The 19,755-nt window shown below is 34.6% G+C and carries 18 protein-coding genes, 3 tRNA genes, 1 pseudogene and 1 riboswitch; of the genes and pseudogenes, 19 read left to right on the forward strand and 3 right to left on the reverse strand.

All coding sequences use genetic code 11. From position 1 onward, the window contains the following. The first annotated feature begins 92 nt into the window (after nucleotides 1–92). On the forward strand, nucleotides 93–1,532 hold the full coding sequence (locus THEWI_RS02690; protein WP_014062354.1) for a Gmad2 immunoglobulin-like domain-containing protein: 1,440 nt from the start codon (nucleotides 93–95) through the stop codon (nucleotides 1,530–1,532). A gap of 2 nt (nucleotides 1,533–1,534) precedes the next feature. On the opposite strand, the gene yyaC is transcribed toward THEWI_RS02690, so the two are convergent. Beyond that, the gene (gene yyaC, locus THEWI_RS02695) at nucleotides 1,535–2,044 is read right to left on the reverse strand and encodes a spore protease YyaC (protein ID WP_014062355.1); all 510 of its coding nucleotides are present in this window, start codon (nucleotides 2,042–2,044) and stop codon (nucleotides 1,535–1,537) included. 93 nt (nucleotides 2,045–2,137) lie between these two features. Between yyaC and THEWI_RS02700 the strand changes: the two genes are divergently transcribed. Next, complete coding sequence (locus THEWI_RS02700) at nucleotides 2,138–2,743, forward strand: hypothetical protein (protein WP_014062356.1); 606 nt, start codon at nucleotides 2,138–2,140, stop codon at nucleotides 2,741–2,743. Between the two features lie 42 nt (nucleotides 2,744–2,785). On the opposite strand, the gene THEWI_RS02705 is transcribed toward THEWI_RS02700, so the two are convergent. Beyond that, nucleotides 2,786–5,149, reverse strand: coding sequence for a phosphodiester glycosidase family protein (locus tag THEWI_RS02705; RefSeq protein WP_014062357.1), 2,364 nt, complete (start codon nucleotides 5,147–5,149; stop codon nucleotides 2,786–2,788). Nucleotides 5,150–5,489: 340 nt separating this feature from the next. Between THEWI_RS02705 and THEWI_RS02710 the strand changes: the two genes are divergently transcribed. From THEWI_RS02710 to THEWI_RS14125, 17 genes and pseudogenes are all read left to right on the forward strand, one after another. Continuing rightward, nucleotides 5,490–5,565, forward strand: a tRNA-Pro gene (locus tag THEWI_RS02710). A gap of 4 nt (nucleotides 5,566–5,569) precedes the next feature. Next, a tRNA-Val gene (locus THEWI_RS02715) sits at nucleotides 5,570–5,645 on the forward strand. Nucleotides 5,646–5,667: 22 nt separating this feature from the next. Next, nucleotides 5,668–5,753: transfer RNA gene (locus THEWI_RS02720), tRNA-Tyr, on the forward strand. Nucleotides 5,754–5,890: 137 nt separating this feature from the next. Next, nucleotides 5,891–6,394: a rubrerythrin family protein gene (locus THEWI_RS02725; protein ID WP_003866895.1), complete on the forward strand. Its 504-nt coding sequence runs from the start codon at nucleotides 5,891–5,893 to the stop codon at nucleotides 6,392–6,394. 113 nt (nucleotides 6,395–6,507) lie between these two features. Continuing rightward, nucleotides 6,508–6,612: riboswitch (SAM riboswitch) on the forward strand. A gap of 58 nt (nucleotides 6,613–6,670) precedes the next feature. Beyond that, the gene (gene metK, locus THEWI_RS02730) at nucleotides 6,671–7,858 is read left to right on the forward strand and encodes a methionine adenosyltransferase (protein WP_014062358.1); all 1,188 of its coding nucleotides are present in this window, start codon (nucleotides 6,671–6,673) and stop codon (nucleotides 7,856–7,858) included. A 198-nt stretch (nucleotides 7,859–8,056) separates the two neighbouring features. Beyond that, nucleotides 8,057–10,264 carry an SF1B family DNA helicase RecD2 gene (gene recD2 / locus THEWI_RS02740; RefSeq protein ID WP_014062359.1) on the forward strand — a complete coding sequence of 736 codons (2,208 nt, stop codon included), beginning with the start codon at nucleotides 8,057–8,059 and terminating at the stop codon, nucleotides 10,262–10,264. Nucleotides 10,265–10,374: 110 nt separating this feature from the next. After that, nucleotides 10,375–11,064: a ComF family protein gene (locus THEWI_RS02745; RefSeq protein WP_014062360.1), complete on the forward strand. Its 690-nt coding sequence runs from the start codon at nucleotides 10,375–10,377 to the stop codon at nucleotides 11,062–11,064. Between the two features lie 37 nt (nucleotides 11,065–11,101). Further along, nucleotides 11,102–11,545: a TIGR03826 family flagellar region protein gene (locus THEWI_RS02750; protein ID WP_014062361.1), complete on the forward strand. Its 444-nt coding sequence runs from the start codon at nucleotides 11,102–11,104 to the stop codon at nucleotides 11,543–11,545. 33 nt (nucleotides 11,546–11,578) lie between these two features. Beyond that, a complete protein-coding gene (locus tag THEWI_RS02755; RefSeq protein WP_014062362.1) occupies nucleotides 11,579–11,854 on the forward strand; it encodes a flagellar biosynthesis anti-sigma factor FlgM in 276 nt (91 codons plus the stop codon). Between the two features lie 16 nt (nucleotides 11,855–11,870). After that, a pseudogene (locus THEWI_RS02760) lies at nucleotides 11,871–12,345 on the forward strand (flagellar protein FlgN). A 10-nt stretch (nucleotides 12,346–12,355) separates the two neighbouring features. After that, nucleotides 12,356–13,798: a flagellar hook-associated protein FlgK gene (gene flgK / locus THEWI_RS02765; RefSeq protein WP_014062364.1), complete on the forward strand. Its 1,443-nt coding sequence runs from the start codon at nucleotides 12,356–12,358 to the stop codon at nucleotides 13,796–13,798. Nucleotides 13,799–13,814: 16 nt separating this feature from the next. Next, on the forward strand, nucleotides 13,815–14,708 hold the full coding sequence (flgL, locus tag THEWI_RS02770) for a flagellar hook-associated protein FlgL (protein ID WP_014062365.1): 894 nt from the start codon (nucleotides 13,815–13,817) through the stop codon (nucleotides 14,706–14,708). A 5-nt stretch (nucleotides 14,709–14,713) separates the two neighbouring features. Beyond that, nucleotides 14,714–15,271 (forward strand): DUF6470 family protein, encoded by a 558-nt coding sequence (locus tag THEWI_RS02775; protein WP_041589188.1) that lies wholly within the window; start codon nucleotides 14,714–14,716, stop codon nucleotides 15,269–15,271. Nucleotides 15,272–15,286: 15 nt separating this feature from the next. Then, nucleotides 15,287–15,739, forward strand: a complete 453-nt coding sequence (gene fliW / locus THEWI_RS02780) for a flagellar assembly protein FliW (RefSeq protein ID WP_014062367.1) — start codon at nucleotides 15,287–15,289, stop codon at nucleotides 15,737–15,739. After that, a complete protein-coding gene (gene csrA, locus THEWI_RS02785; RefSeq protein WP_014062368.1) occupies nucleotides 15,720–15,947 on the forward strand; it encodes a carbon storage regulator CsrA in 228 nt (75 codons plus the stop codon). Before fliW ends, csrA begins: the two co-directional genes overlap by 20 nt. Before the next feature lie 122 nt (nucleotides 15,948–16,069). Then, entirely contained in the window at nucleotides 16,070–16,870 is an 801-nt protein-coding gene (gene hag / locus THEWI_RS02790; RefSeq protein ID WP_014062369.1) for a flagellin Hag, read from the forward strand. 835 nt (nucleotides 16,871–17,705) lie between these two features. After that, entirely contained in the window at nucleotides 17,706–17,864 is a 159-nt protein-coding gene (locus tag THEWI_RS14125; RefSeq protein WP_014062067.1) for a hypothetical protein, read from the forward strand. Nucleotides 17,865–17,923: 59 nt separating this feature from the next. On the opposite strand, the gene THEWI_RS02800 is transcribed toward THEWI_RS14125, so the two are convergent. Continuing rightward, nucleotides 17,924–19,408 carry an IS1182 family transposase gene (locus THEWI_RS02800; protein ID WP_014062370.1) on the reverse strand — a complete coding sequence of 495 codons (1,485 nt, stop codon included), beginning with the start codon at nucleotides 19,406–19,408 and terminating at the stop codon, nucleotides 17,924–17,926. Nucleotides 19,409–19,755: the final 347 nt, after the last annotated feature.

A 19,755-nucleotide genomic window follows, 5' to 3' on the forward strand; every position in this document is an offset into this window, starting at 1 on the left:
TTTTTTAATGATTTTTTTATGTTTATTTAATGTTTATTTAATGTTTATGTAACAAAAGTATAGTAAGATTAAACTAGAGGGAGGGAATAAAAGTGAAAAGAATTGCCTTAGTATTGATAGGTTTATTTATTTTGACATTGTCGGGGTGCTTTGCGAAAGTTAATAGCAATGATGAAAATGCTCCTATAAATCCAAAGCCTATGGTACAAGACGTATCAAAAGAGATTTCTCTTTATTTTTTAAATGATAAAATGAATGGACTTGTTTTAGAAAAAAGGCTTATTTCTAAGGATGCTGATGTTTTAAAACAAGTTGTAATTGAAATGATTAAAGGGCCGACAGATGAATACGCAAAACCGGTATTCCCTAGTGGCACAAAGCTAATCTCTATAGAATTACAAGAGGGAACTGCTTTTGTAAATTTATCCAAAGAATTTTTACAAGACAGTGAAGATGAAGAAATAGACAAATTAAGAGTTGCGGCACTCATAAATGCTTTGACCGATATACCCGGAGTTGACAGTGTTCAAATACTGGTAGAAGGAAATAAAATTGATGCGGTAGGGAAATATAAAATAGGTTTAGATCCTTTAAAAAGAATGATATTAATAGGAGATGTTTACAATAACCCAGATAGGATAAAGAAATTACAAGAGAGAGCAGATTTAGGAAAAGAAACATGGCGTTTTGACCCTATCCAACTCCTTAGAAAAGAAGGCGGGATAATAGGGATTGGAAGTGAAGATGATTTGACTTTAAAAAGCGAAGATAATGGTGTAGCTTATGTAGAGGCGATACACGATAACAAAATGTACAGCATAACATTGGTTCAGCCTCTTGGTAAAGGGAGTAACTATATTTGGGTTATAGACAATGTCAAAGCCAAGTTTACTCAAATACCTGAAGCAAATCCTCTTAAAGGAGAATCTTTCATATACGGTATAGTGAAGGCTATTGACTATCAAAACAGAATTATAACAATTGAAAGAGAATACCAGGACTCTCAGGACGTAAGAAATCAAGTAGGGCCGGATATAAAGGTATTGCCTGATGCTATTATACATTTTCAGGCGAAAGTAGGTTATGACAGCCAAGGAGGATTTAAGTATGCGGAAAAAGACATAAACTTTGCAGAAATAAAAATAGGTGATGAACTGGGTATAATACTAAATAAAGATAAAGAAGCGAGGGCTATAATAGTTTCGGATAGAAGTAACATATCTTATGAGCCTAACATAAAAGTAATATCTCCTGTAAGAAACAATGTTGTGACAAGCCCATTTAAAGTAATAGGCAAAGCGAGAATATTTGAAGGGAATGTAAATATAAGGCTTGTTGACAGCAATGGAAATGTTTTAAATGAGACTTTTGTACAAGCAAGTAATGCTGCTCCTTCTTGGGGAGATTTTGAAGCTATAATTTCTTATAAACCTTTGAAAGAGCCTCAAAACGGTATTCTTCAGGTCTTCTCTTTAAGTCCTAAAGATGGTTCTGTGCAAAACCTCGTTTCTATCCCATTAAAACTTAAGTGAATTTAGCATTTCAAGGCTAATTGAATACTTTTGGCAATTACTTCGGCTATGTTAAATACAAACCCTAATCTTACGGAATTTAAAGGAATTGAGTCATATACATCGACAATGCCTACTATTGAAATATCTCCAACAGGAGGAAGCATTTTCCCCACACCTTTTCCAGGGTACAGTGGGGCTTTTTTTATTGAGATTTTTCCTATACTTTCTTTGTCTCCCAACGAAGCATCTATAGCTATAATTTTACTATTAGGATGCTTCTTTTTTATGTATTTTATATTTTCTTCTAAGTTCATAGCATGAATCGGAGACTTTAATGTGCCGTAAACGAAATAATTTGATGGAATAGTTTTGGAAAGCAAGTCACCCACAATAGGTCCTAATGAGTCGCTTATGAATTTGTCTGTGCCGATACATAAAAAAATTGAATTAGGACTTAAATATGTACTTAAAAAATTTGATATGAAATAAATTGCATTTGAGTCGTCATATTTAAGTCTTAATTCCTCCATCTATAAATAGCCTCCTTTAAAATAAGCTGAATTAAAACCTTTATGATAAGCAATAATAAAAATGTGCAATATTAATGAAAGGAATGGTTGTTGATGAAGGGATTAAAATATTTGGCTTTGATTACTGCAATTGCTCTTTTTACTACTATGTTTATGTTGAAGACAAAGTTTGAAGAACCTATTTATTTTTCTCAACAAGATTTGTGGGATAAAAGTGAAAACCAACTTACAAAAGAAAATGAGACAGTTTGTAAAGAAGAGCAAACTGCCAGTTCAAAAGTAGATAAAGAAGAAAAAGAAATGGCAAAAAGAAATCAAGGAAGTGAAAATGCCAAAAAAGTAAGGATTTTTAAAGAGAAAATGTTAGAGGACCTGATTAAACAAAAAAACAGAGAAGTTTATGATTTGGAAAATAACAAAAAAACGGAAAAGGAAAATAGTGGCGATGACAACATAATAATTACTCCAGAAAAGATTTTACAAGTGCAAAATGAGATGAAACCTTCACAAAAAATCAAAGTAATGAATATTATCCTTAAATTAGGAACGGATGATATGAACGAAATTATGAAAATGGCTCAGAAGGGTTTGACACAGAAGGATAATGACAAAATAATGGAAATATTAAAAAATAAGCTTTCCTCTGAAGATGTTCAGTACCTTGTAGAAATAGCAAATGAATATTTTGCAAAAAAATAAACCCCTCCTTAAAATTAGAAGGGGTTTTAAATTTCGCTAAATTTATTTATTTATAAGATTTTTAAACTGATAGTTTACTTCTTTGCCATTTACCATTACAGAGATAAAACCAAAGTCATTGTATATGTCATTGGTATTGCCTTCTACGTCGGTACCATAAGTTGTGATGTATCTTATTTCATCATTTAAAGTAGTGTAAAACTTGCTTTTGCTGTTATATATAATCCACACATTTTTACCTGTATTTTTGTTAAATTCTTTTAGAGTCTCTTCAAATAAAGTAGCTTCTTTTACGTCTTTAAAACCATCACTTCCCCATACTGGTTTAGGAAGTATGACAAAAAGGTTATCTCCTTTTACGTTGCTGAGCTGTTCTTTAAACCAAGTCCATTGGTTTTTATCAGGATTTAAAAGACTTCCACTGCGATTATTAAGTACAATAAATGTTGAATTGTTATAATTATATACCTCATACTTCTCATTGGTGGTAATATATTTAACCTTCAAATTATTTAAAACTTTTTCATTTACATCTCCTAAAAATATAGCCAGTGGGTATTCTTTGTTTGCAATATCAGCCGCTTTTAAGGATATTTGCAACTTCAAAAGGGTATTGTATTTTGTATCACCAAATACCATAAATTTAAAAGAATTAGAAGTATTTTTCACAGGCACTTCTTTGTTAGCTGGGTCTATTTGTGTAAACTCTGTAACTTTAGGAAGTACTGACGTGTCAAATTGTGAACCTTGCCCTACTTTAACGGGTAAAATGGCTTTTTCTCCCAGTATATTTGCGACAAATGCACCACTCGCATCGAAATTAGAGGATATAAATACTCCCTTACTATCTATATTGCCAATGTTGTTATAAACATCCCAAGTGATACCTTGCGGTTCTATTAAAGCTCTGTAGCCTTTTATGTTCTTTGCAGTGACTGTTATGGGTACTGCTTTGTTTTTATCAACGACTATATTAGCTGGATTAAATCGTATGTCTACAGGTTTGTCAAGTGAAGTTATCTTGATAGTCCCAATAGCATTTCCTACTCTTGCAGTTATAACACCTTCTCCTACGCTTGTTGGCATAAAAGCATTACCACTAAATACTCCAGTAATTCCACTTACTGAAAACAAAACTTCTTCAGGATTAATTATGACAGGATTGTAATTTTCATCGTATCCTTTAACTGTAATTGTCCTGTGAAGTCCTTTAAACACGTTAGTATCTGATACTTCTAATTTTAAAGCGTATAGATTTCCCTTAGGAGCTGTGTTAAATATTCCTATTCCATTTACTATTTTTCTTTCATAGCCTTCAGGAGCATAATTTGCAAGTTTAGCGTCAGTATCCCCCATTGGTCTTATTGCCATTTGTGTTGACCCGCCACCGTCTAAGTTTAAAGCATCATATGCACCTAAGGATATCATTAAATTTGCCATTTCTGTTTGTGTCATTCCACGGCTTGAAGTACCGTCAACAGTGGCGATGATCAAATATTTTTTGTCCTGAGTATAGCCTATTGCTGTTCGTGCTGTGTAGCCTTTTATTTCATGAGTGAAAGGCGCAATTTTTCCGTCTTTTACAAGGATTGTGCCGCCACTTACAGCCATTTTGAGATTTTGAAAGGGAGGATTTGTATTTATGTCTTTTTGTATTATATCTCCTGGCTTTAAAGTGAGTAAATTTTCACCTACATAACCTGCACCAGCCAACACATATCCGCCTTGTGGTATTTCGACAGAAGGCTGTCCTTGACGCACTTCTAATACTCTGTCATTTTCATCTACAACGACTTCTACCAATTGAGGTACATTTTCATTTGCTCCCGGAGATGTTGTAAACCAATCCCTTGTGTACATTACTAAATACTCAAAAGTATTGCTTATTTTATTTATTGCGGCAAGAGGAAGTTTCGTGCCGTTTGGAAGAGTAACGGACATACTTTTTGACCAATATTCTATAGAGGGAACTCCATTTGCGTCAATGGAGAAAGTGGCCAGTTTACCCTCATTTGAAGGGTCTGTTATTAACCTTCCATCTTTTACTGTTGCTCCTATTACGAATCCTGTTTTTGTATCGAAGAAATCGCCGTTCACAGCAGCCACAGCACCATAAGAATTTGCCATTTCACGCACTGGCATTCTATCTTTTATGCCAGTAGGATTGAAAATTACTGATACATCAGTATATTTATCAGTTAAGTCCACTTTTAACACGTTAATGTTTATCCATCCTTCAGTCGTAAAATAGGTTATATTTTTATGTACTACTCCTTTACTTAAATTTTGTGCAAATTCTTTTGCCTCAAGGATTGTATATGTATCGGCCTTTACATTTTGCATTGGAAAAGCTAAAAATAGTAGAAGAGAGCTGATGCATAAAGATAAGATTTTTTTAATTCTCAATTATATCCCTCCAGTTGGTTTTTATTGTGTTTTTACAGGTTAATTGTACCATTGCATTATTACAGGTGTATTACAAAAACATAAATATTTGGTTAATATATTATTATTTGCTGAGTAGATAAAGTTAAAACATTAAGCTTATCCTAAGGATAGAGTTAGTTTGAAGAAAAAATTCAAAAAATTCTTTGCTTCTATTTTAAATCAATTGATTTAAAATATGACGTATTCTTAAAAAATTTAAAGATTACAAGCGATAAATCAATAAAACGGCCATTTTTAAGCTTCTATGCCTATTGTGAAATTTCATTTTTTCTATTATAATTTATTTCGTCACTGATGTCGGGATGTGGCGCAGTTGGTAGCGCACGTGCTTTGGGAGCATGGGGTCGGGGGTTCAAGTCCCTCCATCCCGACCATTGTGGTCGTATAGCTCAGCTGGGAGAGCACCTGCCTTACAAGCAGGGGGTCATAGGTTCGAGTCCTATTGCGACCACCATTTTCAAAAAATTAAATATTGTGGAGGGATACCCAAGTGGCCAAAGGGGGCAGACTGTAAATCTGTTGGCTGTCGCCTTCGATGGTTCGAATCCATCTCCCTCCACCATTGAAAAAAAAGACCGTGAGGTCTTTTTTATTTTTCTCCTTCAAATATCTTGACATGGTAAAAAAGTGTAGTATAATATTATTTGAAAGAGAAAATAATTATTTATTAATAAAAATTTGATTAAGGAGGAATCTTTTATGAGAGAAATGACGAGACACAATCTTAGTGAAGCCTATGCAGGAGAGAGCCAAGCTCACATGAGATATCAAATTTTTGCTGATGTAGCTGAAAAAGAAGGCAAACCTAATATTGCAAGACTTTTCAGGGCTATTTCCTATGCTGAATTGGTACATGCCACAAATCATTATAAAACTCTTGGAGAAGTTGGAAATACAGTAGAAAATCTTGAAAAAGCTATAGAAGGGGAAACCTTTGAAGTAGAAGAGATGTATCCTGCTTATAATGCTGTTGCAGAACTTCAAGAGGAATCTGGAGCTAAAAAAAGCATACATTATGCTATTGAGGCTGAAAAAATACATGCAAAATTGTACACTGAAGCAAAAGAAGCAGCATTAAAAGGAGAAGATATAAAGATATCAAAAGTTTACATATGTCCTGTTTGCGGATATACCTCTGTTGATGTATTGCCAGAAAAATGTCCTGTATGTGGAGTTCCTGGAGAAAAATTTGTAGCATTTTAAATATAATTTTTTAAAGAAAAGAGCATGTTTTGGCATGCTCTTTTTTGATGCAAAAATATTTGACATAGTAGATAAAGTGTGCTATAGTAGACATCAGAAAATTTAATAACATGCTCTTATCAAGAGAGGTGGAGGGAAAGAGCCCGATGAAACCCAGCAACCTGTCCTATAGGACAAGGTGCTAATTCTCTCAGAAGCATGCTTCTGAAAGATGAGGGTATGTGCCTCTTCTTTTGGAAGGGGTTTTATTTTGTTTTTAAGGAGGAATAGAAAAAAATGCGTAGGCTGTTTACATCTGAATCAGTCACAGAGGGGCATCCTGATAAAATTTGTGATCAGATTTCTGACGCAATATTAGATGAAATTTTGAAAAAAGATCCCTATGCCAGAGTTGCTTGTGAGACTGCTGTAACTACCGGTTTGGTTTTAGTAATGGGAGAAATTACTACTCAGTGCTATGTAGATATTCCGAAAGTTGTAAGGAAAGTAGTAGAAGAAATTGGCTATACTAGAGCAAAATTCGGTTTTGACGCTGATACTTGTGCGGTTATCACTTCTATTGATGAGCAATCACCGGATATTGCCCTCGGTGTGGACAAGGCATTAGAAGCTAAAAGAGGAGAACTTTCAGATTCGGAAATTGAAGCTATTGGCGCTGGAGACCAGGGTTTAATGTTTGGTTTTGCTTGCGATGAAACAGAAGAATTAATGCCTATGCCTATAATGCTAGCTCACAAGCTTGCAAGAAGACTTGCGGAAATTAGAAAGAACGGGACATTAAGCTATTTAAGACCAGATGGTAAAACACAAGTAACAGTAGAGTATGAAGATGATAAGCCTGTGAGGGTAGATTCTGTTGTAGTATCAGCTCAACATGCACCTGAGGTTGACCATGATACTATTGAAAGAGATATTATTGAACATGTAATAAAACCTATAATTCCTGAAAATATGATAGATGATAAGACTAAAATTTTTGTAAATCCCACAGGAAGGTTTGTAATTGGTGGACCTCAAGGTGATAGCGGACTTACAGGAAGAAAAATTATTGTAGACACCTATGGCGGATATGCAAGGCACGGGGGCGGAGCTTTTTCTGGTAAAGACCCTACAAAAGTTGATAGATCCGCAAGTTATGCTGCAAGATATGTGGCAAAAAATATTGTGGCAGCAGGACTTGCTAAGAAGTGTGAAGTGCAATTAGCTTATGCGATAGGTGTTGCTACACCTCTTGAAATAGGTATTGATACTTTTGGCACAGGTAAAATATCAGATGAAAAGATTTCGGAAGTTGTAAAACAAGTTTTTGATTTAAGACCTGCAGCTATAATTAGGGATTTAGATTTAAGAAGACCTATTTATAGACAAGTTGCAGCTTATGGCCACTTTGGAAGACACGACTTAGACCTCCCATGGGAGAAAACAGACAAAGTAGATATATTAAAAAAGTTGGCAGGAATATAAATTTGAAAGCCCGGGTAAACCCGGGCTTATGGCATTTTTTATATATCTTTTTTAATGCCATAGAATTTATGTTTTGTAAACGCTTCGCTACCTTAATTATACCACAAAAATTGAAAAAAAGAAATGAATTGGCTTTAATTTGCTTTAAATATAAGGTAAAATTAAATAAAGAAAAGAATTAAAACAGGAGAATCGGCTATGATTGACATAGAGGGTGTAGTTGAAGAAATAATTTTTAGAAATGAACAAAATGGTTATACGGTTTTAGAATTAAGTACCCAAGATTTAGTAGTCACTGCTGTAGGTTATATGCCTTATGTAAACATTGGGGAAAGAATTAAAATTGAAGGAGAATGGGTAGAACATCCTGATTATGGTGAGCAAATTAGGGTTTTAAATTATGAAACCTTGGCTCCCACCACTTTAGAAGGAATAGAAAAGTTTTTATCTTCTGGCTTAATTCCTGGAATAGGTCCTGTTACAGCAAGAAAAATTGTAAAAAAGTTTGGCGTTGATTCTTTAAATATAATTGAAACTGCACCAGAAAGATTAAAAGAAATAAAAGGTCTAAGCGATGAGAAGATAAAAAGAATTTGTGAAGCTTATGAAATGCAAAAGGGCATAAAAGAAGTGATGGTGTTTTTGCAGGGGTACGGTATTTCCACTGCAATGGCTATAAAGATTTATAAAGAATACGGAAACAACGCGATTGAAATTATTAAGCAAAACCCTTACAGATTGGCTGACGATATATTTGGAATAGGATTTAAAACTGCAGACAAAATAGCAGAGAGCCTAGGAGTTGACCCTCATTCTCTATATCGCATATCTTCTGGTACTCGATATGTTTTGATGCAGTATGCGGCAAATGGTCACACCTATGTGCCGAAAGAATTGTTAAAAAAAGAAGCAGCAAGTTTGTTAGAAGTAAGCGAAGAAGAAGTAGAAGATTCTTTTGTGCTTTTAGTACAAAATGAAAAAATACATATTGAAACTTTTGAAGATAATACTGTAGGAATCTACTATATACCTTATTATATAGCTGAATTACACACAGCAGAGAGATTGTTTAACATGACACTAATGGAAAATGAAGATTTAGGTTTAGATGTCCAAAAAGAAATTAGAAATTTTGAAAAAGAAACAGGTATTTTGTTGGCAGAAAATCAAAAATTGGCTGTAGAAGAAGCTGTTAAAAATTCTGTTGTTGTCATAACGGGAGGTCCAGGCACAGGAAAGACTACGATAATAAATTGTATAATACGTATTTTTGAAAAAGCTGGTAAAAAAGTGGCTCTTGCAGCCCCAACAGGAAGAGCCGCAAAAAGGATAACAGAAGCTACTGGAAAAGAGGCAAAAACTATTCATAGGCTTTTAGAGTATACTTATTCGGAAGAAGAAGGGAAGGGATTTAACAAAAATGAAAAAGACCCATTAAAGTACGACGTTATAATAGTTGACGAAGCTTCAATGGTAGATATATTGCTTATGAATGCTCTATTAAAAGCCATACCTATAGGAGCAAAGCTGATTTTAGTAGGGGATGCTGACCAACTTCCATCTGTTGGAGCGGGAAATGTCCTAAGAGATATAATAGACAGTGGCATAGTAAAAGTGATACGATTAAAAGAAATTTTTAGACAACAAAAGCAAAGCTTGATAGTGGTAAATGCTCACAAGATAAATAATGGAGAATATCCCGCCTATAACGATAAAAATAGTGATTTCTTTTTTATAAATGCCAACACACAAGAGGATATATTAAAAACCATATTGGAACTTGTGACAAACAGACTTCCTAAAGCTTATGGATTTCATCCTATTAATGATATTCAAGTACTCACCCCTATGAGAAAGGGGATAATTGGTGTTCACAATTTAAATTTAGAACTGCAAAAAACATTAAATCCCCACGACAAAACTAAAGCCGAAAAAATAATGAAGGAGTTTGTCTTCAGGGTAGGGGATAAAGTGATGCAAATAAAAAATAATTACAAGATAAAATGGAAAAAAGGCGATGAAGAAGGAGAAGGAGTGTTTAACGGAGATATAGGAATAATCCAATCAATAGACGAAGAATTACAGGAATTGACTGTATATTTTGACGATGAAAAATTTGTCACTTATGACTTTTCTGATTTGGATGAACTAAATTTGTCTTATGCTATAACAGTGCACAAAAGCCAAGGCAGTGAATTTCCTGTTGTCATAATGCCAATTACTTATGGGCCTCCTATGCTACTTACAAGAAACCTTTTGTACACCGCCGTTACAAGGGCAAAGAAATTGGTTATTTTGGTGGGTCAAGAGAAATATTTGAAATTTATGATTGACAACAATAGAATCTCAAAAAGATATTCAGGGCTTCTTTCAAGGCTTAAAAAAGCACTTTTGTATGTAAATTAAATTTTGCATTAAATAAAAGGGAATTTAGTGTAAAATGATAATTTTCAATTAATTTTAACAGAAGAGTGCCGATATAGATTATAAGAAAAAATATTGTAAGGGGTAAAAAGATGATTTTTTTAGACCTTTTATTTCCGCCAAAAACAACCTGTATTATTTGTAAAACTGCTATAAAAACAGGATATTTATGTGACAAATGCAAAAGCACATTAAAATTTATTGAGGGTAATAGGTGTAGTATTTGTGGTAAACCAACAGACTATGAAGGAACATGTCCTGATTGTTTGGAACATGGTCATGAATTTAAACAAAATATAAGTCCTTTTGAATACGATGGTGTTGTAAAAGACTTAATAGGGCGGTTCAAATATTTCAAAGAGAGAGAATTGGCACCTTTTTTTGCAGACTATATGGCTGATGCAGTTAAAAAAATGAACTGGCCTATAGATGTCATAGTACCTGTTCCTCTTCACAAAATTAGACTTGACGAAAGAGGTTACAATCAGTCAGAACTTTTGGCAAGAGAACTTTCTTATCGGTTGAATATTTTTATGTCTAAAGCTTTAAGAAGAGTGAGAAATACAACAACACAGACTGCTTTGCACAAAGAAGAGAGGATAGAAAACGTAAAGGGTGCTTTTAAAGTGACTTACAAAGATACTATTGTTGGGAAAAATGCGCTACTGGTAGACGACGTGTTGACAACAGGTGCTACTTTGGACGAGTGTGCCAAAGTCTTAAAAGAAAATGGGGCAAAAGATGTATATGTGGTTACTATAGCAACTGGCAAAAATATGTGATGGGGAGTTTGAAGTATCAAAAAGGGGATGAAAGGAAATGGAAATAAGAAATTGTAAAAGGTGCGGAAGGCTTTACACGTATACAGGAATTGATTTATGTCCAGAATGTTATAGACAGGATGAAGAAGATTTTATGAAAGTGCGGGATTATTTAGATGCTCACCCTTCAGCTACCATGCTGGAAATATCTCAAAATACACAGGTTTCTACAAAGAAAATAATGGATTTTTTAAAGGAAGGCAGGCTTATTTTAACCTCTAATAACGTCAATATAGGTCTTAGGTGCGAAAAATGTGGTAAACCAATACTTACAGGTAGGTTTTGTGACGAGTGCAAAACCAAATTAGCTAAGGAATTAATGAAAGGCTATTCAATTCAATCCGAGGATAAAGAAGAAGAAAAACAAACAGGAGAAAGGCTGTACGTTTATGAAAACCAAAAAAGAAAAAATGATTTTTATATTAAACTTTTAAATTATTAAGTCGATATTAGTAGTAGTACGGGGGTGTTAAAAATGAAAATTTATAACAACAATATTGAAAAAATAATGTCAGTTTATCGAGTAGATCCGGTAGAAAAGGTTACCAGCAAGAAAGCGGAGATAAAAGATAAAGTTGAGATATCAGAAGAAGCAATTAAACTTGCACAAAGTTCAAATGAATTTGAAAAGATTAAGAATCAAAAGATTGAAAACATAAAGTCAATGCTTAATGCAGGAACTTACAATGTAAAAGCTGAAGATGTAGCGGATGCTATTCTTAAGGGAATATTGTTGAATAAAAAAATTTAAAAAGGGTGTGCTGGCAATGGCTAATAGCCAAAAGCTTGTAGATGTATTAAGGGGAGAAACAGAAATTTACAAAGTTTTATTAGACTTAGCGATAAAAAAACTGATATTATAATTGCAGGAAAAATAAAAAATTAGATGAAATAGTGCAAATAGAAAAGCAACTTATAAAGAAACTTATGGAATTAGAAGAGCAAAGAGAGGATATACTGGAGAAGATTGATATAGAAGGCAAAATGACAATAACCGACTTGATAGAATCCATTTCTTCAGAAGAAGCAGAAAACCTTAAAGATATCAAATATAATCTGACTAATATTTTAAAAGAACTTGAAGAAAGAAACAAATTAAATGCTGCTTTAATTGAACAAGCGTTAGAATATATAAACTATTCTATTCAAACAATATCAAGTGCCTTAGAAAGTGATAATGGTGTTTATGGGAATAGTGGCAATATAAAAAGATACACCAGCCTAATTGACAAAAAGGCATAGGGGGATGAAGATGTCTACTTTTCAAGGATTAGAAATAGCAAAGACAGGATTGTTTGTAAGCCAAAAGGCTTTGGATGTCACTGGACACAATATTGCTAATGCTAATACCACTGGGTATACTCGTCAAGTAGTAGATATGGCCTCAATTGCACCACCCACTACTTTTGGCATGTATGACCAATGGGGAAAAGCCATAGGAGAAGGCGTAAAAATACAGGATATAAGGCAAATCCGCGACCAATTTTTAGACAATCAATACAGAAGGGAAAATAAATTTTTGGGCGAATGGGAAACAAAAGCGCAAGTTTTGGCCGCTGTTGAAAATATATTTAACGAACCTTCGGATAGCGGAATAAGCACAGTGCTTAATGACTTTTTTAATTCCCTTCAAGAACTTGCTAAAAACCCAGAAAGTTTAACTGTAAGAGCGGAAGTTAGAGAACGAGCTATTGCTCTTGCTGATACTTTTAATACTGTATATCAGCATCTTAATGATAAATTGAATGAATTAAATTCTACCATACAAAGTAGAATTGCCGAAATAAATTCATATGCCGACAGAATAAGCAAATTAAATAATGAAATATATAGATTTGAACTTAGCGGACAAACAGCAAATGACTTACGAGACCAGAGAAATCTCCTTGTTGATCAACTTTCTAAACTTGTCAACATCACCACATATGAAGATTCTAATGGAAATTTCAGGATTGATATAGCGGGACAAGCCTTGGTAGATGGGTCAACTGCGTTTACTATGGGTATTGACAAGGATGGAAAAGTAGTATGGGATTTGACAGGGTCATCTGTAAATCCTTCGAGTGGTATATTAAAAGGCTTACTTGATATGAGAGATGGAGATGGCAGCAACGGGATAAAAGGAATACCATATTATATAAATGAATGGAATAAATTAGCATATAGTATAGCACAAGCGATAAATGAAGTACATAAAGCAGGTTATGGACTTGATAGCTCAACAAATATTCCTCTTTTTACTGATTTTGCAGATCCGTATGACCCTGTAGTTAAATATGCTCAATTAATTAAAGTCAGTTCAGATATTCTCGATTCAAATGGCCTTCAAAAAATAGCTGCAGCATCAAGTAGTGCAACTCTTCCGGGTGACAATACAAATGCTTTGTTGCTTATAAATCTTAGAGACCAAGGTATTCCAGAACTGGATGGAGCAACTTTTGACGACTTTGCAAGGTCTTTAATATCAAATCTTGGAGTGGATGCACAGCAGGCCAATATGATGCAACAAAATCAGCAGGTCATGGTAAAACAAATTGATTTAAACAGACAATCGGTATCTGGAGTATCTTTAGATGAAGAGATGACAAACATGATAAAGTATCAAAAATCCTATGCTGCTTCTGCAAGAGTGATAACAGCTATGGACGAACTTTTAGATACTCTTATAAATAGAATGGGCATTGTAGGAAGATAAAAGGTAGGTGTAAAAAATGAGAGTTACTGACGGAATGCTTGTTACGAATTTTTTGAATGACTATAACAATAACCTTGAACGGTTACAAAAAAATCAAAATATGTTATCTACAGGAAAAAGAATATCGAGGCCTTCTGATGACCCTGTTGCAGTAGCTGCAAGCCTACGTATTCGAACAGATATGGCAAGAAACGACGCTTATACCAAAAATGCTGATGATGCAAAATCATGGTTAGATATTACTGACTCTGCATTGAGTCAATTGAATGACCTGTTACAACGTACAAGAGAATTAGCAGTTGAGGGATCTAATGGGACTTTGACACAAGAAGATATGCAAAAAATAGTTAACGAGATAGAGCAGTTAAAAGCACAGATGATACAAGTTGGGAATACTCAATACAATGGAAGATATATATTTGCAGGTTTTAAAACTACAACCCAGCCTTTTAGTGAGACCAATAATTCTTATAGTGGTGATAATGGTATAATAGAGTTTGAAATGGGACCAGGAGGAAACAAAATAGCTGTAAATGTAACTGGAGACAAAGTTTTTAATGTAGATTCGACAGGAACTTCTCAACTTCTTGTTATGATGGATAATCTAAAAAGCGCTTTAGACTCGGGAGATCATCAGGCTTTAAGCAATTTAATAGCTGATGTGGATAAGCAGATGGAAAATGTATTGGCAGTAAGAGCAGAAGTGGGTGCAAAATCAAACAGAATTGACCTCATACAAAACAGGCTCCAAAATGATAACTACAATTTCACAGCTCTTCTTTCAAAAAATGAAGATGCAGATTTGGCACAGGTTATTACAAATCTTCAAATGGATGAAAATGTATATAGAGCTTCATTAGCTGCAGGTGCGCGTATTATACAGCCCAGTCTTATAGACTTTTTAAGGTGATAATTATGAACATAGTTATACATCAAACTTTTGGCAGGATAGGTATAGACACTACTCCTGCCCAAATTTCTATAGAAAGCCAAAAAGCAGACCTTGAAATAAAACAAATACCTGCAAAAATACAAATAGACCAAAAACTTCCTCAGGTACATATAGATCAGTATCAATGCTTTTATGAAGCAGGCCTTAAAAATATTTTTGACCTTGTACACGATGAGGCACAGTGGAGTAAGCAAATAGCACTTGATGCAATAGGTAAAATTGCTGAAGATGGGCGTTTTCTTGCTTCTATAGAAAACCATCAAAATGCTATTGCAGAGTTAGCTAAAAAGGCGATGGAACATGAGGTTACATTTACAATTGACCTCATGCCAAAATCAAGACCTAAAATATGGTTTGAAGGATATTTAAATATAAATTGGCAATTAGGCGGCGTAGAGATAAAAGCGACACCCCACAAGCCTCAAGTATCAGTAGCACCGGCACATGTAAACATATATATGAGGCAATATCCATCAATAAAGATACAATATGTAGGAAATAATGTCGATAGGAGAATATGAAAGTGAGGAATTAATATGCAGATAAATACAAAAAACTTTGGTATCATAGAGTATAACCCTGAAGATGTAATTTACTTCGAAGAAGGAATACCCGGCTTTGAAAACTTACACAATTTTTTAATAATCACTGACAACAAAGAAGACATGCCTTTTAAATGGCTTCAATCAATAGATGATACTGACATAGCTTTTGTAATTATGGACCCTCGTGTGTTTAAACCTAATTATACTTTTGAAATTGATGAAGAATTAAAAGAAGAACTTCAAATAGAGGATGTAAACCACCTTCTTGTATACGTAATCGTAGTAATCCCTGATGAAATAGAAAAAATGACAGCAAACCTAAAAGCCCCTATAATTATAAATGCTAAAAATAACAAAGGCAAACAAATTATTCTTGACAATGATGAATATTTAATAAAGCATCCAATATTGGAGGAACTTAAAAATGCTTATTCTAACGCGTAAAGTAGGTCAAGCCATAATTATAGGGGAAGATATAGAAATTAAAATATTGGAAATTGACGATGGTCAAATAAAATTGGGGATTACTGCACCAAAAAATATATCTGTTTTAAGAAAAGAGCTTATAGAAATCAAAGACGAAAACATAAAAGCCGCATCTGTAAACAAAGAAGCTTTGAGTAAAATAGAAAATTTTATTAAAAAACGCTAAAGTAAATTAAAAATATATCGATATATATAGTGAAAACAAAAGATAAAGCAGTTGGCCAACTGTGGACCTTAAAAACTTAAAAAGGCAAGGATGCCAAATAAAAATTCAAGGAGGAAGGTAAAATGATTATCAACCACAACTTAAGCGCGTTAAACGCATGGAGAGCACTTTCAATTAATACTACCAACACACAAAAAGTGTTAGAAAAACTTTCATCAGGTTATAGAATCAACAGAGCTGGTGACGACGCAGCAGGCCTTGCAATTTCAGAAAAAATGAGAGCACAAATAGCTGGTTTGAATCAAGCTCAAAGGAACGCTCAAGATGGTATATCACTCATTCAAACAGCGGAAGGTGCATTAACTGAAACTCATGCAATACTTCAAAGAATGAGAGAACTTGTTGTACAGGCAGGTAACTTGGGTACCAATCAGAGCGAGGATTTACAGGCAATTCAAGACGAAATAAATCGTTTAAATGAAGAAATTACAGGTATTAGCCAGCGTACTCAGTTTAATGGAAAAACGTTACTTAATGGAGATTATTCAACTACAGCATTGGTATTCCAAATAGGTGCTAATCAAGGACAACAAATGAGTTTAACAATTGGTGCAATGGATGCTAGTACATTAGGAGTGGAAGGCATATCCGTAGCAACTTTCTCAACTTCTGCGGATATTGATACTGCATTGAGTGCGATTGATAATGCCATTAATACGGTTTCTTCTCAGCGTTCTGCTTTAGGTGCTACACAGAATCGTTTAGAACATACAATTAATAACTTAGGTGTAGCTTCAGAAAACTTAACAGCTGCAGAATCCCGTATAAGAGATGTAGACATGGCAAAAGCGATGATGGAATTCACAAAAGACAACATACTAAATCAAGCAGCGACAGCAATGCTTGAGGGAATGGCAGCATGAGCCATTTCTCACAGGCGTCCTGAGAAGCAATTCTCAGGAGTATCACCGGGTGAATTGCTGGAAAAGCCTTAGAGCCCTTTATACCACAGCATAGCCGGAAACGGCAAGTGCGATGGTTTGAAAAATAAAGGGATTGGCCAACCAGCAGCCAAGCTCCTGTACCGAAAGGTTGGAGAAGGTTCAACGATCAGGACATACCACCTATGGGCATAAAGCCTATGGTGATGAAGTCCGTAGGGTTAAAATATTTAGCCCGAAGCGCCCGGCTCCTATCAGATGACTGATAGGATGAAGATATGATCTATTCGGTATCCGAAAGGAACCGGCCTGGAGAGCTCAGGCAAATCAATTACCACAGACAGTATTGCAATTACTAAGATAATTTAAAGGGAGGCTTTGCCTCCCTTCAGTTTGTGTGCGCCCGGCATGGGCGATAGCTAGGCGGTGAAAGTCCGCTGTGGGCTTGGTAGTGGGAACCACTAGCCGAGAGCAAGGGTGTCCATCGTGAGGTGGAATCTGAAGGAAGCTTAAGGCAAAATCTCGGTCTGATGAACAAGAACCAGATAAGAGGCTGAATTGGGATGGATGAGTTTGCACATCAAAACAAAGTCCAACACTACCCGAATCCCATACAGTAAATCTGGCAGATATATGAGATGAAAGCAATCGTTCTTACCCGGGGAGGTCTCAAGGATAAGTCATGGAAGTAAAATATGAAGTGACAACCCATACAGTGATGTATGGCTGAACCTTGAGAAGTCAGCAGAGGTCATAGTACTTATCTAGACATGAATAGATAAGGAAGGACTGAACATTAGGAGGTTTCGGAAATCTTATGAACTCGAGAGATATGCGAAGACTGCAGACAACTCAACAAAGAGGCTATCCGTTGGATAGAGAAAGGGAATTTCAAAAGACAACGGAAGTGCATAGTATATCATCGGCGTCAAGGGATGGAAGAAATGATGTACTAAGAATTGTACATAATTCCTAATGAACCGCCGTATACCGAACGGTACGTACGGTGGTGTGAGAGGACGCTGAATAAAATAATTATTCAGCTCCTACTCGATTGACAAAGCGAAATTTAAGCCCCTGTTTTCTTAGTCCCGAAAACAGGGGCTGTATATATCTGGATAAAATTTTCTTTAAAGTTCCAAATAATGGGTAAAAATTTAAAGTGCCAAAAGGGCTCTTACCCCTCCTCCATAACCATGTTGCCATTTTCTTTAAATTCATGGCAGCAAAAACAAGCATCGCTTGCATGGACAATTTTTCTTTCCCTCTTAATGTTGTCCATCGCAAACCATGCTTCTCCTTTAAATCCGCAAACACTCTCTCTATTGTCTCTTTCCTTCTCTCATATACTTCTTTACAATAAGGTGTATGTCTTAAGTGTTCTGCTTCTTCTACATATCCTTCCCATATGTGCCTGAATATCCTCTTTGTGTAGTCTTTACTTTGGGTACACTTTTCTCTTAAAGGACAATTCTTGCATTTTTCTGGATTTGATTTGTACTCTCTATATCCTTCTCTATTGGTTGTGACATATGTTAGTATTTCATTTTGTGGGCATATGTAACAGTCATAATATTCATCATATACAAACTCATGTTTCTTCATAAAACCGTCTTTTGTTTTTGGTCTTGTGTATGGCACTGCTGGTATTATTTCTCTATTAAATATTGTCTTTAATATGTACGGATTTTTGTAGCCTGCATCTACTGCTATTGCTTTCGGTTTTCCTATTCTCTTTTCAACTTCTTCTAATACTTCTTCAAACATTACGCTGTCGTGGACATTTGCAGCTTCAACTTTTACTCCTAATACAAATCCGTTTTTATCGCAGGCTGTGTGAAAAGAATATGCAAAACATTTTTCTTTTCCATTTTTATTTAACATTCCACTATCTGGGTCTGTTTTGCTTACTTTTACTTCTTTCGTCTTTATTGTCTTGATTTTCTTTAATGGCTTTTTTCCATGAGCTTCTCTATCTTTGTTTATTTCTTCTTCTAGTTTTTCTTGATAAGTCCTGGCTTCTTGTTCTACTATTTCTTTGGTGTATTTCTTTTTGTTGGCACTTGCTTTTACGTGAGTAGAATCTATGAATACTTCCTCTGCATTTACTAACCCATGCCTTATTGCTTCTTCTAAAATCTTCGTAAATATTTTCTCAAATATGTCTGTCCCTTTGAATCTTCTTATGTAGTTCTGGCTAAATGTTGAAAAATGAGGTATTTCTTCTGTTAGTCCATACCCTAAAAACCATCTATATGCAACGTTTGTTTTTATTTCTGCTATTGTTCTTCTTATCGACGGTATACCAAAAAGATATTGAATAAATAGTATTTTTATCAATACTACTGGATCTATGCTTGGTCTGCCGTGATCTTCGGAATATTTGTCTTTTACTAAATCGTATATGAAATTAAAGTCTATAACTCTTTCTATCTTTCTTAAAAGGTGATCTTTTGGTACTAATTGATCTATGCTTACAAATTCTATTTGATGTCTTGCATCCTGTTTCTTTGTTAACATCTTCCTTTTCCTCTCCTCTTTTGCTTTATACTACTAAAAAACAAGGAACCCTTTTCATAATAACGGGTTCCCGATATTTTGTCAACAGTCTGAAGGGAGGCTTTGCCTCCCTTAAATCATATTTTTGGCTTTCAAGTCTCTTATTTTCCATACTATGCCCCAATACGTTCTATTTAACTTATCAGCAATTTCTTTATCAGAGAAACCTCTTTTTTTAAAGTCAATGATTTTGTCTATCTCCTCATTTGTATACGAAAGGAATTTCCGACTATAAAAATTACTTAAATTTATTATTTTGTCGTTTTTGCTTTCTTAAGGATTCTTTTCTCAATATTCAATTTATAATC

The sequence above is a fragment of the Thermoanaerobacter wiegelii Rt8.B1 genome, assembly GCF_000147695.2.
Taxonomy (GTDB): Bacteria; Bacillota; Thermoanaerobacteria; order Thermoanaerobacterales; family Thermoanaerobacteraceae; genus Thermoanaerobacter; species Thermoanaerobacter ethanolicus.

Excerpts from the sequence above, each read along its gene's own strand:
- yyaC (WP_014062355.1), bottom strand. The coding sequence starts at position 2,044 with ATGGAGGAATTAAGACTTAAATATGACGACTCAAATGCAATTTATTTC.
- THEWI_RS02700 (WP_014062356.1), top strand. The coding sequence starts at position 2,138 with ATGAAGGGATTAAAATATTTGGCTTTGATTACTGCAATTGCTCTTTTT.
- THEWI_RS02725 (WP_003866895.1), top strand. The coding sequence starts at position 5,891 with ATGAGAGAAATGACGAGACACAATCTTAGTGAAGCCTATGCAGGAGAG.
- metK (WP_014062358.1), top strand. The coding sequence starts at position 6,671 with ATGCGTAGGCTGTTTACATCTGAATCAGTCACAGAGGGGCATCCTGAT.
- recD2 (WP_014062359.1), top strand. The coding sequence starts at position 8,057 with ATGATTGACATAGAGGGTGTAGTTGAAGAAATAATTTTTAGAAATGAA.
- THEWI_RS02745 (WP_014062360.1), top strand. The coding sequence starts at position 10,375 with ATGATTTTTTTAGACCTTTTATTTCCGCCAAAAACAACCTGTATTATT.
- THEWI_RS02750 (WP_014062361.1), top strand. The coding sequence starts at position 11,102 with ATGGAAATAAGAAATTGTAAAAGGTGCGGAAGGCTTTACACGTATACA.
- THEWI_RS02755 (WP_014062362.1), top strand. The coding sequence starts at position 11,579 with ATGAAAATTTATAACAACAATATTGAAAAAATAATGTCAGTTTATCGA.
- flgK (WP_014062364.1), top strand. The coding sequence starts at position 12,356 with ATGTCTACTTTTCAAGGATTAGAAATAGCAAAGACAGGATTGTTTGTA.
- flgL (WP_014062365.1), top strand. The coding sequence starts at position 13,815 with ATGAGAGTTACTGACGGAATGCTTGTTACGAATTTTTTGAATGACTAT.
- THEWI_RS02775 (WP_041589188.1), top strand. The coding sequence starts at position 14,714 with ATGAACATAGTTATACATCAAACTTTTGGCAGGATAGGTATAGACACT.
- fliW (WP_014062367.1), top strand. The coding sequence starts at position 15,287 with ATGCAGATAAATACAAAAAACTTTGGTATCATAGAGTATAACCCTGAA.
- csrA (WP_014062368.1), top strand. The coding sequence starts at position 15,720 with ATGCTTATTCTAACGCGTAAAGTAGGTCAAGCCATAATTATAGGGGAA.
- hag (WP_014062369.1), top strand. The coding sequence starts at position 16,070 with ATGATTATCAACCACAACTTAAGCGCGTTAAACGCATGGAGAGCACTT.
- THEWI_RS14125 (WP_014062067.1), top strand. The coding sequence starts at position 17,706 with ATGAACTCGAGAGATATGCGAAGACTGCAGACAACTCAACAAAGAGGC.
- THEWI_RS02800 (WP_014062370.1), bottom strand. The coding sequence starts at position 19,408 with ATGTTAACAAAGAAACAGGATGCAAGACATCAAATAGAATTTGTAAGC.